The sequence below is a fragment of the Streptomyces sp. NPDC026659 genome, from assembly GCF_040638245.1.
In the GTDB taxonomy this organism is placed as follows: Bacteria; Actinomycetota; Actinomycetes; order Streptomycetales; family Streptomycetaceae; genus Streptomyces.
Map to the genome: position 1 here is coordinate 48,973 of NZ_JBEZXY010000016.1, position 16,452 is coordinate 65,424.

Sequence of the window (16,452 nt, forward strand, 5' to 3'; positions counted from 1 at the left end):
GCGGCTCTGGAAGGAACCTAGGAAATCAAGCTTGGTTGAGGTCAAGAGCCGGTGTGCCTGCCCCTCGCAAGTGCCTGCCCGCAGGCTCCTGGGTCGTGTGCCGGAAGTTCTCCGAGTCAGCTCACCACCCGGCCTGCCTTGCGGATCGGCAGCCCGAGAACCCCGTCGACTTCCCCGGACACGGCGTCGAGGAGTTCCTCTCCGAACAGGCAGAGAGACCCTTCCCATGGGTGGCCAAAGTTGCCGAAGCGGAAATCTTCCGCGAGGTAGATGACGTAGTCACCGTCGGGGTACGGGCTGAGCGGCCAGGCCGGTTGCCCCCCACCGCCGACCTTCCACGGCGCGAAACGATACGACGGTGCTGCCAGTCGAGGGCAAGCAGTGTCTCTGCTGGGCCGACGCACGCGGTCAACCCCTGCTGGACCACCGCGACCAAGCGGTCCAGACGCTCGTTGCGCGGATCGTCATCAAGTGCCGAAAGTGTCCAGGTCGCCGATGCACAGGGCTCCTGGTTGGCCGACCATTTCGATGCACTCATACTCGGCCGGAAATCGAAAGCCTCGTAGAAGCGGTCCCACGCACGTCTGTATTCCGCCTCCGGCAATACCGCCAGATCTTCCATCATGGCGCGATCCTAGTGATCCACCTCAATGGTGGTCGCTGAGCGGACCGCTCATGGAAAGGTGGACAGAACCATGTTCGGGAGCCCTGACGTGCACGGGCTGTAGGGCACAGCCACTCCTTGATCGCTGCAATGAGAACAGTGGCCTCGTAGCGGACCGCGCGATGGTGTGAGCACGGTTCCTGGAAACGACGGCCGGACCGAACCGGCTTACTCCACTCTCGCCCGAGTCCGACGCAAGCTCAGAAACCTCCGCCCGGCTTTGTCCTGTTCGGCCCGGCCCCATCAGGCCGCCCGCCCGCCTTCAGGAACCAGCAGCCCATCACCCGCTTCGACATGCGCAAAACAGCCAGACGTCCCGAGACCATCATCGGACGCGGGCGGGCCGGATGCTGACGAGTGTCGTGGGACTCATTGGGGCTCTACGTGTCAGGTCGCGGTGGGGATGTGGCGGGCTGCTGCGAGCCTGGCCATCGTCCGGAGTCTCGCGAAGTAGCAGGCGTAGTACTCCGAGCTGATCAGGGGCACCGCCTTGTCGAGGTTGGCGATGCAAGCCCAGAGTATGGCGATGCCGCGGAAACTGTCCGGATACGGGGCACGCCGGTGTTCCTCCCACAGCCGGGGGAGCCGGTCTTCGGGCTGCGTTCCGTTCGTCTCGACGGCCGTCACGCTTGCCGCGGCTGGTGGGTGAAGGAGTAGGGAAACAGCATCGAAGACGGCCTGCACCATGGTGATGGCGCTGACCAGGCCGAGGGCGGCACTTGTCACAGTGTCCTGCGTGAGCTTGTCGCGCAGGGCTCGGCCGCGGTCGAGCTCGGCAGCGAGTCCGGCCGGGATGAGTCCGGCATCGGCGGCCCGCCCGATGAGGTCCTGGACCGGTTCGTGGACGGTTAGACGCCAGGCAAGGACGTGCTCCAGGGCTACCAGGGAATGAGTGACGGCGACCGTGGCGAACTCGTACCGGTAGTAGGAGTGCCGGATGAGCTCGCGGGACGTTTCCATCACGCTCATGACGTACATCGACGCGTCGCAGGGCACAATCAGGTCGGCCACCAAGGCGTTCATGCCCGCGTAGCCGAGTACGACGTCGCGGGCACGCGGGTCCGGCACGGGCAGAGGTGTGGGCCGTGCAGCGGCGGCAGGGCGTCCACCAGCGTAAGTCTTGTGGTCCCAAGGCTCTGGGTGCCAATGGTTTTGCCCGGAGCGGTCGGCGATCCAGTGCCGCACACCGCCACTGGCCTGGCCTGGCTCGTCGAAACGGCCTCGATGCCGGCTGTATCCAGCTCCCGCAGGTGCACCGTCGTGCCACACGTCATGGCGCGGTACCTCGGAGCGAATCATGTTTCGGCCGTGACAGCCCGTCGTGACAGCCCGTGCTCCCGAAGCGTCTGGGCCTCCTCGTGGGCGCCGCGCAGGCCCTGCGCTTCTGCCGGCCGGGGACGGATGCCCTCCCTGGGGTGTTCGTCAGTCGTGGAGGGATCGTTGCGGGCGCGGATCACGTCCAAGGGGTGAAGGGGGTCGGCATGGTGTTGCACGTGCGCGGGGTGGTGCTTCCCGAGCGGGAGGAGCGGAGCTTCTGGGTCGACGGGGATGTGCTGCGCTGAGCCCGTTGCCGGTGCCGAGACCGTTGTCGACGGTGGTTGGCTGGTGCCGGGGCTGGTCGACACCCATACCCACCTAGGGGCGGAGTCGCTCGAACGACCGTTCAACGAGCATGACTTGAGGCGGCACCTCGTTCAGCACCGCGACGCCGGGTGCTGCTCGTGCGCACCCCGGGGACCGCTGCCCGGATGTCCGGTTGGGTGGACGAGGATGCCGGGCTGCCCCGGGTGCGGTCGGCGGGGCGGTGGCTGACCACACCGGGGCGGTTCTTCCCCGGGTTCGGGCGGGACGTCGGGTACGACGGGCTGGCGACGGCCGCCGTCGAGGAGGCCGTCGCCTCCTCCGGCTGGTGCAAGGTCATCGGCGACTGGCGCTGGAGCGAACCCCCTGTGCCGCTCGACGTGTTGCGCGCGGCCGTCGACGCCGTGCATGCCGTCGGCGGCAAGGTGGCCGTGCACTGCCAGACCGCCGAGGGCAGCCGCAACGCCGTGCTGGCCGGGGCCGACAGCCTGGAGCACGGCATGCCCTCGACCCGGCGCTGCTCGACCGGATGGCCGCGCAGGCACCGCCCTCGTCTCCCCTGTCGGTGTTCGCGGCAAGCGCGAAGGACCGGTACGCGTCCGAGCCCGGACCCACCCGCGACTGGTGGAGCTCCGGCTAGGAGGGCATGGCGACCACTGTCCGCGCCGCGCACGAGGCCGGGGTCACCGTGCTCGCCGGCACCGACAGCCACCCCTGCGGCACCGTCGCCGACGAGGTGGCCTGGCTGCACCGCTCCGGCATACCCGCCGACCTCGTTGCGTACGACACCGACCCCACCCTCACCCCGCAGGCGCTACCTCACCCGAGCCGGATCATCCTCCGCGGCCAGATCGTCCGGTGAACCGCCCGACTTTCGTAGGACTGTTGGCCCGGCCGTCCTGCCCCGCTCGGCGGCGGCCACCAAGGCCAGGACCGAACATGCCCGACGCCCTGTCGGCGCCCAGGACAAAGCGGCTCCTGACGGACGATTTTCTCCGCGGACAGCCGCCCACGGCTGACGCGAGTCTTGCGAACACACGACACACCAGCCCATGGACCTGCGACTTCAAGCTGACAGAGACTTACTGGACGGAACCGCCTGACCGCGCTAATCATCCCCGGGCGGCCAGGCCAGAATGAAGCCTCATGAACGACGGATCGAGCTGGCCCGTGGACAAACTGAGCGCACTTCGCCTCGGCAGGAGACTCGTTGCGGAAGTTCCAGCATCGAGGCCGGGCCGCCAGGCCTTTGTGGACGTCCGACCCAAGAAGAGCCATCCCGACGCTCAAGCACAGGGCGAGGGATGGGTTCGCAGCGACGCTGAACGCAGTTTCCACCTTGAGCACTGGGAGTACGACCGCGCACGCACCGGCGGCTTCGACTACGACATCGGAGCAGTCCTCATCGGATCCGCCGACGCCACGGACGAGTCCGAACTGATCACTGTGCTCAATGCATGGGGGGTCCGTCCTGGCCTTTTCGTCCACCCCTGGGAGAGCGAGGACCCCAAGTAAGAGGACGGAGAGGCGGTCAGTTCATGCAGACGATCAGCGGGCGTTGCCCAGCCGAGCGTCTTGCGGGGGCCGATGTCCGCTGACACCTCTGAGTCGAGGTGTTGCAACGACCGTTAGAACCCGGATGGTTGGCTGACCGCGCCCTTTTGTCCCGCGCGTCGATGGTGCGGGGCCGGTTGGATGTGAGGCGACTTCCGATCCGACCGCTGGAGGTGCGGTGGCCGAGCCTGTCCGTGTGCGCAGACTGACCGACCAGGAGGGGCAGAAGCTGCAGCAGATCGTGCGCCGGGGCAGCACCACCTCGGTGCGCTACCGGCGCGCGATGATGCTGCTGGCCTCGGCCGGCGGAAACAGGGTCCCGGTGATCGCCCAGCTCGTGCAGGCCGATGAGGACACTGTCCGCGACGTGATCCATCGGTCCAACGAGATCGGCGTGGCCTGCCTGGACCCTCAGTGGGCGGGAGGCCGTCCCCGCCAGCTCAGTCCGGACGACGAGGACTTCGTCGTCCAGACGGCCACCACCCGCCCGACCAAGCTCGGCCAACCCTTCACCCGCTGGTCCCTGCGTAAATTCGCGGCCTTCCTGCGGAAGGTGCACGGCCGGGTGATCCGCATCGGTCGCGAGGCCCTGCGCTGCCTGCTCACCCGACGCGGCATCACCTTCCAGCGCACCAAGACCTGGAAGGAATCTCCGGACCCCAACCGCGACGCCAAGCTTGAGCGGATCGAGGAAGTGCTGGAGCGCTTCCCGGACCGGGTTTTCGCATTCGACGAGTTCGGGCCGCTCGGCATCCGCCCCACCGGCGGGGCCGGCTGGTCCGCCGCCGGTCACTCCGAGCGGCACCCCGCCACCCACCACCGCACCCACGGCGTCCGCTACTTCCACGGCTGCTACTCGGTCGGCGACGACACCCTGTGGGGCGTCAACCACCGCAAGAAGGGTGCCGCAAACATCCTGGCCGCGCTCAAATCGATCCGATCCGCCCGCCCGGACGGCGCCCCCCACCTACGTGATCTTGGACAACCTGTCCGCTCACAAGGGCGACAAGATCCGGGCCTGGGCCAGGAAGTACCGGGTCGAGCTGCGCTTCACCCCGACCTACGCGTCCTGGGCCAACCCGATCGAGGCCCACTTCGGCCCACTGCGGCAATTCACCATCGCCAACTCCAACCACCGCAACCACACCGTGCAGGCCCGGGCCCTGCACGCCTACCTGCGATGACGCAACGCCAACGCCCGCCACCCCGATGTCCTCGCAGCCCAGCGCAAGGAACGCGCTCGCATCCGCAGCGAAAAGGGCATCCGCTGGGGCGGACGCCCACTCACCACCGCAGCCTGATTCGCCCTGTCCGCGAACAGCCGAACCTGACGTTCAGATCCCCTGGACGATCAGCCTCTTGCTGTCCGTGTTCCGGATGCGCAGAGGTGCGATCGCCTGATATTCCGCCGACTCGTTCCAGGCCCGTGCGGCAGCCAAGCCCGGGAACTCCACCAGGATTATCTGCCCTGGTTCCCAGGCACCCTCAACGACGTCGACCTCGCCGCCCCGGGCGAGGTACCTGCCGCCGTACGGCTCAAGCGTCGCAACCACCTTCGATCGGTACTCGGCCAGTTCCTCGGCATCACCAGTCAGCTGCACGTCTGCGATCACGTAAGCGGTCATGGGGCCGACCCTATCCAGAACTCCCGGAGCCGTGATCAAGACCGCCCAACCCGGCGAGCCTTCCTGGTCAGAGCACTAGCGTCCCGACCGCCGCCGTCACCCGGATGTGCTCCAGGAGATGGTGAAGCCGCCTGGTGGGGTGGGTGTGTTGATCGGACGGCGCGGTTACGTGGGGAGGGTCCTGCGAACCGTAGTGACGCTCGCCCGCCGGCCGGGCAGGGTTTGGACAGCCTGGGGGCGCGGACACCGGCGAGGACCGCGGTCGCCGTCTTCGGCAATCGCGACCGGCTTGATTGCCGGGGTCGGCGTGGCCTTGATGCCTATCCCGTGGTTCCGGGGAAGCCGTGGCGGGCGAGCGCGTGCTGCGGGCCTTGCGTGCGTTCTTCGGCGGCGGGGCGGCGATGCTTGTCTGCCACGGCCTGTGCTGCGGCGGCGTGTTGCTCTTGGGCGGCCATGGCTCGCGCGGCGGCTTCGGTATCGGCTTTCAGCCGGGCCGCACCATGGTCTGCTGGACGTAGGCGTTGGCCGTCGCCCACACCATGTCGTCGGGCCCGGTGTGGGTGTGCACCCGCTGCTGGAGAATCCACCGGACCGTCTCATCGAGCGGGCCCGTGACGTGACTCCAGGCCGCCTCGGTTTTCGCGGTGTGCGGTGCCCGTCCAGGCGAGGCGCGCCATGCCCCCGGAAGCTTCTCTGAGCCGCCCGACGCCGACCCGCGCGGCGAAGTTGACGTGCACTCAGCTGGTGGCCGCGCTCCGAAGGGCCGGCCGCAAGCGAGGCATTGAGGAGGAGGCGGGCGGGCTCCAGCACGCTTTCGTGCTGGCCGGGTCCAGCAAGCCACCGTTGGTTGAGGAGGCGCTGGGCAAGCCGATGCTCGCCCTCCTGATCCAACTGGAGGCCAATGGCACCGCCGCCGATGACCTCGCCGAGGCGGTGGAAGAGGTTTTCCCCCAGGCATACGGACGCTGAAGTGATCTTGAGCCTTTTCGGGACTCGGCATCCGACTCGGCGCTCGGGTGCTGGCCGTGATCGGAGACGACAAGGCTCGCTTCCCGGATGCCTGCGGCCTGAAGGCGTACGCCGGAGCTGTATTGTCTCAGTTGTATTGCATCCCTATGGTCGTCTAGCAGGCCTCTGGCCTGTGATGCTGCAATGAGTGAGAATGCGATCAAGATGACGTACACCGGCCAAAAAGCGCTCTGAACTGCAAGGATGCAAGGATTGAGACAAGCCTGCAACCCCATTGAGCGGGCTATATGTAGGCAGTGGGTCGGATGTGCTGTGATCATATCCGGCGGGTCCCTGGGCGGGAGGCGCCACGTTCCTCCTTGTTTTGGTAGTTGACTGCGCCGAGCCCTGGTCGACGGCCGCTGGGTTCGTTGGGCCTGCGGGCTGGAGTCCGTGGCCGGGGGAAATCGGGGGTGATGCGGCGGCCCGCCTGGCAGAATCGGGTGATCGACACGCCCTTGGGGGAGCTATGCAGGAACTCCGCTTCGACGACGGCATCCGGTTCACCGCGGTGGTCAGCAGCGACCAGACGTGGCTGCGCCGCGCGCTGGGAGCCCACGAGCTGAGCGTCCAGCTCGCCGTCGGGGTGTCGCCCTTCACCGAGGCGGGGAAGATCCTTGCTCTGGAGGCGGACCTGTTCGGCTTCGAGGCGACGGGGCAGCGCTCGCGGCTCGCCCGGACCACGGTGAACCTGGCGTAGACCCCGAAGGTGGCCGTCCACCGCGTCAACCTGTCGTTCCCGCTGACGTCGTTGCAGGTCCATGCGATCGAGGCAGGCCGTACCGACGACGTACGGTTTGAGATCGATCTCAACGCGACGCTGCCGCAGGCCCCCGGCTATCCGGGGGTACACAGGACACGGTGCACATCACCATCGCCAAGAGCCGGTGGGAGCAGCAGCTCGCGCAGCTGGGGCCGTCCGCCGCGTTCGAGATGGCCGTGCCGTACCCGCTCGGCGATCCGGAGCGGGACGAGGTCGGACGGACGCTGCGGGAGGCACAGCGGCTGCTGACCGTGGGCGAGATCCGGGCGTCGATCCTGGAGGTCAGGCGGGCGCTGGAGTGGGTCCGGGAGAACGTCACCTGGGACAACCCCGGATCGAGGAAGCAAGCCAACCAGTGTAACCAGACCGAGCGGTGGTGGCGGATCCAGGACGCCCTGTACAGCCAGACCTGCGGAGCCCTGCACAACGACGCGGTCACCAAGGACTTCAAGTACGACCAGGCCGAGGCGGAGACGCTGCTCGCGATGACCTCCGCACTGCTGCGGAACGTGCCCGCCACCAGCGCATGACGGGGCGGCCCGGCGCCCGCCCCGCGACCGAAACCGCACACTGTGGCCGATGCGATCACCTGACCGGGCCTGACCTCAACCCGCCTGCGCCAGGGCGGTCATGGGCTGGCAGGGGGGTCTTTGTAGGCAGCCTCGATCGCACCGGCGTTGATCAACGCGATCCGCAGCTGTTCATGTTCGGCCGCGCCCTCCGCGGTGCTCTGGGCAAAGAGCAGGGCCGCATGCCCTTGGATCTCCTGCCGGTGGAAGACGTCCACCTGGGCGCCGAGCATGGCCGCGGCGATCAGCAGGGCATCGGCCGAATCGGGGTGGCGCGCTGCACGCTCGGCGACCGCGTAGGGCGCCTCCACCTCCGGCTGCCGGGCAACGGTGCGGGCGGTCAGCTCCAGCCAGACGGCATCGTCGAGCCGGTCGGCGTAGGCAAACCGCCCCGCACCGATGAGAGCAGCGGGCTCCAGCTGCGCCTCGAGCGCACAACGCCACAACGCTGCCGCCCGCTCGGGCCACGGGCTTGTTTCCTCGCAGCCGATCACGGCCTGGGCGAGGCGGGACAGCAACTCGGACACCGCTTGGGGCCCGTTGGCCTGCGCGCCGAGCTCGGTCAATAGCGCAGGGGCCGGGCCCAGGGCTTCCGAGCCGGTGAGGAACGACAGGATGATCTTGTCGAGAGTGGGGATGCCGTCTGGGCCGGCCGCCGTCTGCAGCAGCGCAGTGCGATCCAGGCGTGCCAGGATGCCGCTGTGCGGGCGCCCATGCCGCAGCCAGGTAGCGGCGGGCCGCCAGGGAGCGTCGAGCGTGCAGAGCTGGTCGGCGTGCTCCTCGGCCCAGGCCGCATCGACGTGCACCAGTTGGCCGAGACAGAAGCCGATGACCGACAGGGCTTGATCATCTGGCTTGCCCTCCAGCAGCCGGGCCAGCACAGCACGGACCGGGTCGGTCAGCTCCTGGCCGGTGCGCTGGGTCTGCTGGAGGCCCCAGGCGATCAGCGACAGCAGCGCCGCCCCGCCCGGCTGATCGATCGCTGCCAGGAGCGGTTGCTGAGTGTCGGTACGGGGCTGCGTCCAGCCGGTGACCAGGCCTTCCAGCCACTCGACGGTGCCCTCTGCCGCACCCGATGAGTCCTCCAGCAGCAGGCCGTTCTCCCATGCCCGGTGCAGCAGGTTGCAGATCACCCGCTCCAACTGCCGTGCGCCCGGCGTGTCGTGCCCGGCTGTCGGCCGGGTGGCGAAGGCGGCCAGAGCGATCGCAGCGAGCTCCGCGTCTGTGATCTTCCCTTCACGGGCGGCCCGGTGCAGGGAGTTGAAGTAGGCGGCCAGCACGGCTGGATCGTCGGCCGCGGCGGCCGCCACGCCGTCCGCATCGCGGGCCCACAGCTGCGGATCCTGGGCCACCAGGTCACTGAGCAGGCCGGCGCGAGCGTCACTGGCGTCGACGTCGGTGCGCTCGACGGGTGCGGTGGCCAGGTGGCCGGCCGCGGCGGCCGGACCTTCCTCCGCCGCACGGGCAGCGAACGCCTCCGCTGACAAACCGCCGTGGCTCTCGATCCAGGAGGTGACGCGCATGACCGGCTCCGGACGCGCTGGTGCGGGCTGTCCCGCCAGCGCGGTGAGCGTCTCCAGCAGTGGCCGCCACGGCTCGAGCACCTCCGGGGCCAGGACCTGGGACAGCTCCCAGACGGTGCGCCAGGCAGACGGCAGCGAGGCGTGCGCCGTCTCGTAGGCGTTCTTCCAGTCGGAGATCTCCTGCGCGGACGGTGCCTGTCCGAGACCCTGGGCCAGCACACTGTGCAGCCCGGCACGGTGCTGGTTGGGGCAGGCGTCCTTGAGTAGGGCGAGGAAGTCCGCGACATCCGCGCAGACGGTGCCCTGCCGCACAACCAGCCCGCCGTCTGCGAGCAGAGCGCCGAGCGGGACACCAACCGATGGAGGCTGCGCCTGCCCGCCGGAGCCCCCGCAGACCTGGAAGCAGAGCCACCCCGACTGCTCACCTCCCTGATCAAGGTCGTGCTCTCCCAGTCGCTGCTCTCCGACAAGGCATTCATGCACCTCGTCGAGCAGGCGCTCGGCGGCGGCCTCTGGCACAAGCTCCTCGTCGGTCGCCCCTACGACGAACTGGCCGACTTTCTGCGACCTGACGACTATCAGACGATGGCCGCGCTCGCCGATCCGGCCGTCGGAGCAGGCATACCGCGAGGCCAGGCGAAACCAGCTGCCCTGCCGGCCCGGACCGGGCCCGGACCCGGCTACGAGCACAAGGAAGCCCTCGACACCGTCCGCAACCGCTATGCCGTGATGCTCCCCATCGTGCGCCACACCCTTCCCCGCCTGTCCGCGGACCCCGGCTTCAGGAGCACGGCCAGGCAACTACGTGAAGAAGCTTGGCGCGACTGGCATCTGCTGACCGCCATCGCCAACGCCGTAGGAAACCATCGCGCCCAGCAGCAGGGCCTGCGCCCTTCGCCGGGCGATTCCCCGGAGCACCGGGCCCGCATTCTCGCCGTCATGCAGGCAGCTGAGCGTCCCGAGGACCCTCCTGTCCCCGCAGAGGCATTCACCGAACGGGCCCTGCGGACACACCTGTCGGTTGCCGCAGTGAGTACGGCGCACTCCCATGGCCTTGTCGTCCGTCACGCCTTCCCCGACCGGCAAGCACTGCTGTCGATACTGGGCGACCGGTACGGCTACTGGACGGACGACGTTGAACACGATGACCCGTTCGGCTGGCCGGCCGAGGAAAACGTGGCGACACCTGACCGAGGACGCGCCTGATCCGCAGCCCCCAGACGGGACGCCAGCCTGCTGCTCTTCTTGTGACATGGCCGGCCGGGCGCTGGCGCCGCCAGGGCGGACTGCGCGGCGGTGGGGCCTGCCGGACGTGTTACGGCAGGCCGGTGTTCGTAGTTCGCGGCCCGCGGTCGGGGAGGTGTAGGCGGTGGAGGTCTTCGTGGAGCCAGGCGTAGGCGTAGTCGATGGCGGGCGAGAGCCACGGCCGATCAGCGCTCCCGCCGCGGTGGGGCCGGCAAACGTTGCCCGGTGTGCCACCCTCCGCGCAAGAGCCTCACCCGGCCGTGACCCCGCCCCGCTCCTCGCGCCTTTCTCACCACCATGCCGGTCGTGCCGTGTTACCGCGGTTACCGCGTCACGTCGCCGCCCCTCGGGGGATGGCGAGGCGGTGCGCGGGCGCTGTCGCCAGCCCAGGCGACCGCAGTACAGCCAGCGACACTCGCTTGGAATCGTCAGTTGCGCCCTGGTGGGGTGGATCCGCCGAACAGATCGGCGAAGGAGAACGTGCCAGCGGGGTTGCCGACGTGCCCGGTGGTCGTGTCGCGGGCCTGCGGCTCCTCAACGATCTTCGTGATCACCGCATCCCAGCAGGAGGTTCAACGCTCGCTCGCCGTGAGGCCCTTGAGCGGTCAGCGCCATGGACAGTTCGGCAGAGACGGTGAAGGCGCTCTGGCCGGCAGTGCCGCCCGCTGCGTCGTTCGCGACAGTCACCCGGTCACCGTAGCGGCCCATGCGCCGGTCACACCCAACTCCCACTGCGACCTGGCCGCTGGGATGGGGCCGCAAGGGCAGCGTGGCAAGAGGCGGCGTGGAACGAGCAGGCCGTGATGTCGGGGTGCGGGCTCAGTCCAGCCAATGCACCAGGCGTGCGGTGTCGTGCACGGTCAGGGCGCGTTCTTCGAGGCCGAGCGCGTACTGCCGGGCAGCGTCATCACCGTGGGTCAGCATCAGCGCGGACGAGCTGATCAGCCGGGCGCTTCCCAGACAGGCCACGTCGAGGGCCAGCGCCAGCATCTCGGGCGAGACGGTGTGGGCGTGGAGGACATCCTCGCTGTAACGGGCCATGTGAACGAGACCGATGGGGGTGCTGTGCGTGACCTGGCTCAGCAGTAAGTACGCCACAGGCAGCCAGCCCGGCTCGGGGTAGGGCGCTCCCATGCGCAAGAGCATCTCGTTGATCGATGGCAGCGGCTTCCGGCCTTTGGATATCGTCTCCGGCCCTTCGACGACGGTGTCAGGCAGTTGGAACAGTTTCCTGGCAGCAGCAAGCGCCACAGCGTTGCCGGCCAACAGTTCAATCGTCTTCTTCTTGCGGGCGCGGAACTCGTCGAAGTAACGGGTGGAGCGCTGCACGAACGCGTCCTCGTCCTCGTGGTCCTGGGTCAGCCAGGTGAAGCGGGCGGCTTCCTCCAAGAGCATGCGCGCGCCGAACACCGCGGTGACAGCGGCTTGCTGGTCGTAGGTGGCCATCACAGTGGCGAAGGTGGAGTGGGCTCCCGCATACGCCAGGACACTGGCCAGCTTGGGGTTGCCGTGTGCCCAGGGGCTGGTGTACCAGCTGTTGAGAAAGACGTCGTACTCTTCGGCCGCCGCGATGACGGGACCGGCGTCGGCGATGTCCGGCAGCACGCTGCCGGGGTCCACCAGTACCTCGGGGCGAAGACGCAGCTGCCGCGGGCGGGCTCTGACCTTGGAGGAGGCGTTCGAAGCGGGCTTCGGGTCGCCCAGGCCGTGCACCGCGCGCGCCGCGGCAACCACGTCCTCGGTCAGCCGCATCGCCTGGCCGAGGAAACCGGCCTGATCGACCTCCGGCGGCCAGCACTCCGGCACCGCCGAGCACACGTCCAGGAGCGTGACGGTGACACCGACGGCCGCGACATGCATGAACAGGGCTTCGTGATCGGCACGCAGATCATGGCCGGGCACACCCCCGGCGGCCAGGCTGCTCTGCAGCCCAAGCAGGTTGCCGTGGCCTGCATGACCCAGCACCATCACGGCACCCCGCAGCCCGGACATGGCCAGCATGCTGCGTGTCGCGTCCAGGAGATCCTGGACGCGGCCACCTACGACCGCAGGCGCCACTGGCGGAGCGGGAGAATCCAGGAACATGTCCAGCAACTTCTGCTCATCCGGAAGCGGTGGCGCTGACAGCGCCGCAAGGGAGCCTCCCGACAGACCGGTGACCCCACTGAGCGGCACAAACCACCGGGCAAGATGCGGAAAGCTCACGTCATGGTCGGCCACGTAGCCGCAGATCCGGTTGCGCTCCTCCAACATGCTGCCCATCAAAGCGCTCCGCCGCTCCGCCGCTCCGCCGCATCCTGCGCGATCCATTGCCAGCGCAAGCCGTCATCGAACAGACTCCGCGCCAGCGCCCCCACGACTGCCGCCCATCCCCGAGCCGAGCAGCGAGTCCGCGCATGCGTAGCGCCACCGAGCGAAAGGAAACACCGCCTCGGCCAGAAACTGATCGCCCGCGCCGTCGAAGTGGAATACCGCTGGCAGGCCGTCAAGATGCAGCCGCAAGGCCCGTGTTGCTGCCCGCAGACGCACGGTCGCGGCATCCGCCTTCCGCCCGTCAGGACGCCTGCCATCTGTCCCCTGCGGCTGCTGTCCGCCCATCCCCACCCCTCTGGGTTGTCCGCTTCATCCATTGTGACGTCGCCCGTCCGTTCTGCGATCACTCCGGGGCCGCAGAGCAAGTTCGTATGTGCGCACGGCGGCACTCCCCTGATCAACGACGATCACCGTCCCTTGCCGGCCAGGTGGCAGCCGGCGCCCATGGGGCCGCCGATGTTGCGATGGCGGAGCTTGTTCCGGTCGCAGACCTCCGGGACTCGGGGGCCACCGGCAGGCCAGCGACAGCGTCCGCCAGGGACAGGGGCTGTGCTGAGTGGCCGTTCGGCAGGGCCCGCGGCTGCCTGGCGGCGTGTCCCGCCTCTGGAGCTACCGGCTGCAGTAGATGGTGAAGTCGCCGGCGCTGGTGTCCCGGACGACTTCTCTGCGCCGGCCAGCAGCAGGAGCTGTTCGTTGGTGGCCTTGCCGGCCTGCAGGCCGGGTTGGACGATGATCGTAAGTGATGTGTGAGGGCTCAGGACATCTTTGACGTTCTGTCATCAGTACATCCTTGACGTCTGCTACTCGTTGTTCCGCCTGGAGATGAGGGGGGCGGGATGGAACCGCAGGAGTTGGTGGAGCATCGGTATCGCGCGGTCCTGGAGGTACTGGACGGGGCGCCCGTCGTTGAGGTAGCTCTGCGCTACGGGGTGTCCAGGCAGTCCGTGCATACGTGGCGGAACCGGTACCAGGAACACGGCGTCGAGGGGCTGAAGAACCGATCGCGTCGGCCCCGGACGAGCCTGACCCGGCTGCCGGCCGACGTGGAGGCGCTGATCTGCGAGCTGCGGCAGCAGCATCCGCGATGGGGTGCCCGACGCGTCGCCTACGAGCTGGGGCGGCGCAACGTCGTCCCGCTGCCGTCGCGGGCGACCGTGCACCGGGTGCTGGCGCGCAACGGCCTGGTGGACCACCAGCAGCAGGAGCACAAGCGCAAGTACCGGCGGTGGCAGCGCGACGCGCCCATGCAGTTGTGGCAGATGGACATCGTGTCGGGCGTCCCGCTGGCCGACGGCCGTGAGTGCAAACTCGTCACCGGTATCGACGACCACTCGCGCTACGTCGTCGTCGCCGAGGTCGTGGTCCGGCCGACCGGCCGGGACGTGTGCTCGGCGTTCGTGGCGGCGATGCAGCGGTACGGAGTGCCGACCGAGATGCTGACCGACAACGGCAAGCAGTTCACCGGCCGCTTCACCAAGCCCCGGCCGGCCGAGGTCCTGTTCGAGCGCATCTGCCGGGAGAACGGCATCGTGCAGCGGCTCACCAAACGCCGGTCACCGACCACGACGGGCAAGGTCGAACGCTTTCACGGAACCCTGCGCCGCGAGTTCCTGGACCACGTGGCACCGTTCGTCTCCGTCGCCGACGCCCAGGAGGCGATCAACGCCTGGGTCCACAGCTACAACCACGCGCGACCGCACCAGTCCCTCGACATGGCCGCTCCGGCCAGCCGCTTCCGGCCTTCGCGCGCGGACACAGCGGCCTCCCTGCTGACCGCCGAACCCACGGTCGCGGCCACGCTTCCCCCGCAGCCCACCGCTCCGGTCGTCGAAACGACGCCCGACCCAGTTCAGCGACCCGTCTCGCTGGGGGCGATCGAGTTCGACCGGGAAGTACCTCCCTGCGGCCATTTCGCCCTGTTCCACGGAGGCCAGGACGTATGGGTCGGGCCTGCCTTCGCCGGGCGGACCGTCACCGTGTGGGCGGATGACCGCAGCATCCACGTCACCATGCAGGGCTACCTGCTGAAGACCTTCGCCTCGCGGACCTCGCTGGAGGACCTGGCCAGGATTCGGGACAAGCTCTCGGGCCGACCGGCGGGACCCCCGCCCGCGGCCCCCGCGCTGCCCCGTCACCGCGGGCGGCCGCAGCTGCCCCCGGGGACGACGGTCGAGGTCGATCGCGCGGTCTCGCGCGATGGCGTCGTCGGCCTCGGAGACCGTGACGTCATGCTGTCCCGCACGCTCGCCGGTAGCCGCGTGGTGCTGCGGATGGATGAGCGCCTTCTCCACGCCATCAGCAACGGGCGCGTGGTGAAGACCATGCCGCTGCCAATCCCTCCGGGGAGGCTTCCACTGCTCAACGGTGTTCGTGCCGCCGTCGGCCCACTTCCACCCGGTGGCCCGGCCAGACCGCTGACCGTTCAGCGGCGGGTCAACAATACCGGTCGCGTGATGGTGGCCCGTCAAACGCTGCTGATCGGCTATCCGCACCGCGGCAAGACCGTGAACGTCATTGTGGAGGACACCCACTTGCGCGTCGTCCACAACGGCGTGGAACTGGCCGTCTTCCCCCGCACCAGTGACAAGCCCGTCACACGAATCAAAGCATGGCCGAGCCGTCAATCGCGCGAACGGCGTCAAGAGAGTCTTGAGGACGGACCGTCAAAGATGTCCTGAGCCCTCACACATCAACGGACCTGGATCTCGGTGGCGTCCAGCCGCAGCTCGACGCCTTCCGCCTGGGCATAGGCAAAGACATCCGTCAGCGTCCGAAGCCGAAGGCCGGGACGGTCGGGAACCGCGCATCCCCGCTCCGCCAGGAGCGTGCGCACCTCTCCGATCGCCCGGGTAACGGTGGAACGGTCGACACCGAACAGCAGCCCCAGTACCGAGTGCGGCAGGTCGTGCCGCAGATGGATCAGTGTGGCCACCAGCCTGTCGACGAACACCAGCTGATGGCTGGCGCCGGCACCCGCGGCCCGCTTCCTGGCCCCGCCCCGCGTCGCATGGCGACGACCTTCGACCCTGGCCTGCCACGGCTCGGCCAACTCTTCGACCAGGCACGCAAGATGAGACCGAGAGCTCTGTGAACAGCCGATGCGCCAGCACCGCCCGATTGACCATGACCACCACAGCGGGATCATGCCATCCACCTGGCACGACACCTCACCCGCTATCACGCACCAACTCGTTAGGCGGGTCACCGCATCCGAGTTCGGGTCACCTCCAGCAACTTCCGCGCTGGGACCGCAACCTCAACGCTGGAGAACCCGAGCAGAGCGCGACCTCTGCGCAAGCAGCCCGACAGCAGGTCTTCCACGATCCTGTCCGGCCGTCCCGGATCGTCCGCCCGCGGTCCCTCCGGGTGGAAGAAATCGCAGCCGTAAAGATCGACTAGTGAAATTCGAACGAGTGCGCGAGTTTCTCGCGAGGAATGCATGTTCGATATTCCATGGGGGTGTGACGTGCCTCTCGTAAAGATCTGACTTGATTTCGGCTGATGCCGCCAGACCGAATCGGCCCGGCCCCGTGGTGGTGTGGATCCTCGGTGTCGCAGATCTCGATCACGTCATGATTCTTTGTCTTCGCAGTTCAGGCATGCCTTG

Annotated in this window: 13 protein-coding genes and 3 pseudogenes; 9 read left to right on the forward strand and 7 right to left on the reverse strand. The window is 68.4% G+C overall.

Annotated elements, in window-relative coordinates; translation table 11 throughout:
* Positions 1–116 precede the first annotated feature (116 nt).
* A pseudogene (locus tag AB0E91_RS30305) lies at positions 117–625 on the reverse strand (DUF2716 domain-containing protein).
* Positions 626–1,051: 426 nt separating this feature from the next.
* On the reverse strand, positions 1,052–1,732 hold the full coding sequence (locus AB0E91_RS30310; protein ID WP_361788423.1) for a hypothetical protein: 681 nt from the start codon (positions 1,730–1,732) through the stop codon (positions 1,052–1,054).
* A 1,159-nt stretch (positions 1,733–2,891) separates the two neighbouring features.
* On the opposite strand from AB0E91_RS30310, the gene AB0E91_RS30315 reads away from it, so the two are divergent.
* The 3 genes and pseudogenes from AB0E91_RS30315 to AB0E91_RS30325 all read left to right on the forward strand — a co-directional run bounded on the left by AB0E91_RS30315 (position 2,892) and on the right by AB0E91_RS30325 (position 5,100).
* Complete coding sequence (locus AB0E91_RS30315) at positions 2,892–3,107, forward strand: hypothetical protein (RefSeq protein WP_361788425.1); 216 nt, start codon at positions 2,892–2,894, stop codon at positions 3,105–3,107.
* Between the two features lie 284 nt (positions 3,108–3,391).
* The gene (locus tag AB0E91_RS30320) at positions 3,392–3,760 is read left to right on the forward strand and encodes a hypothetical protein (protein WP_361788427.1); all 369 of its coding nucleotides are present in this window, start codon (positions 3,392–3,394) and stop codon (positions 3,758–3,760) included.
* Positions 3,761–3,977: 217 nt separating this feature from the next.
* A pseudogene (locus AB0E91_RS30325) lies at positions 3,978–5,100 on the forward strand (IS630 family transposase).
* 33 nt (positions 5,101–5,133) lie between these two features.
* On the opposite strand, the gene AB0E91_RS30330 reads toward AB0E91_RS30325, so the two are convergent.
* Positions 5,134–5,424 (reverse strand): DUF1330 domain-containing protein, encoded by a 291-nt coding sequence (locus tag AB0E91_RS30330; RefSeq protein ID WP_361788429.1) that lies wholly within the window; start codon positions 5,422–5,424, stop codon positions 5,134–5,136.
* 344 nt (positions 5,425–5,768) lie between these two features.
* On the opposite strand from AB0E91_RS30330, the gene AB0E91_RS30335 reads away from it, so the two are divergent.
* The 4 genes from AB0E91_RS30335 (at position 5,769) to AB0E91_RS30350 (ending at position 7,725) form a co-directional block, all read left to right on the forward strand.
* Complete coding sequence (locus tag AB0E91_RS30335; protein WP_361788431.1) at positions 5,769–5,942, forward strand: hypothetical protein; 174 nt, start codon at positions 5,769–5,771, stop codon at positions 5,940–5,942.
* Between the two features lie 226 nt (positions 5,943–6,168).
* Positions 6,169–6,393 carry a hypothetical protein gene (locus AB0E91_RS30340; protein WP_361788433.1) on the forward strand — a complete coding sequence of 75 codons (225 nt, stop codon included), beginning with the start codon at positions 6,169–6,171 and terminating at the stop codon, positions 6,391–6,393.
* Positions 6,394–6,901: 508 nt separating this feature from the next.
* A complete protein-coding gene (locus tag AB0E91_RS30345) occupies positions 6,902–7,132 on the forward strand; it encodes a hypothetical protein (protein WP_361788435.1) in 231 nt (76 codons plus the stop codon).
* Between the two features lie 161 nt (positions 7,133–7,293).
* A complete protein-coding gene (locus AB0E91_RS30350; protein WP_361788437.1) occupies positions 7,294–7,725 on the forward strand; it encodes a hypothetical protein in 432 nt (143 codons plus the stop codon).
* Between the two features lie 98 nt (positions 7,726–7,823).
* On the opposite strand, the gene AB0E91_RS30355 is transcribed toward AB0E91_RS30350, so the two are convergent.
* Entirely contained in the window at positions 7,824–9,806 is a 1,983-nt protein-coding gene (locus tag AB0E91_RS30355) for a hypothetical protein (RefSeq protein WP_361788439.1), read from the reverse strand.
* Here AB0E91_RS30355 and AB0E91_RS30360 point away from each other — a divergent pair.
* Positions 9,765–10,493, forward strand: coding sequence for a hypothetical protein (locus tag AB0E91_RS30360; RefSeq protein WP_361788441.1), 729 nt, complete (start codon positions 9,765–9,767; stop codon positions 10,491–10,493). The genes AB0E91_RS30355 and AB0E91_RS30360 overlap by 42 nt on opposite strands.
* Before the next feature lie 467 nt (positions 10,494–10,960).
* Here the strand turns inward: AB0E91_RS30360 and AB0E91_RS30365 are convergent, their stop codons facing one another.
* Both AB0E91_RS30365 and AB0E91_RS30370 read right to left on the reverse strand, forming a co-directional pair.
* On the reverse strand, positions 10,961–11,086 hold the full coding sequence (locus AB0E91_RS30365) for a hypothetical protein (protein ID WP_361788443.1): 126 nt from the start codon (positions 11,084–11,086) through the stop codon (positions 10,961–10,963).
* A 265-nt stretch (positions 11,087–11,351) separates the two neighbouring features.
* Positions 11,352–12,794, reverse strand: coding sequence for a hypothetical protein (locus AB0E91_RS30370; RefSeq protein WP_361788445.1), 1,443 nt, complete (start codon positions 12,792–12,794; stop codon positions 11,352–11,354).
* 887 nt (positions 12,795–13,681) lie between these two features.
* On the opposite strand from AB0E91_RS30370, the gene AB0E91_RS30375 reads away from it, so the two are divergent.
* Positions 13,682–15,523 (forward strand): IS481 family transposase, encoded by a 1,842-nt coding sequence (locus AB0E91_RS30375; RefSeq protein ID WP_361788447.1) that lies wholly within the window; start codon positions 13,682–13,684, stop codon positions 15,521–15,523.
* A 14-nt stretch (positions 15,524–15,537) separates the two neighbouring features.
* Here AB0E91_RS30375 and AB0E91_RS30380 read toward each other — a convergent pair.
* A pseudogene (locus AB0E91_RS30380) lies at positions 15,538–15,970 on the reverse strand (transposase family protein); the annotation flags it as partial.
* Positions 15,971–16,452: the final 482 nt, after the last annotated feature.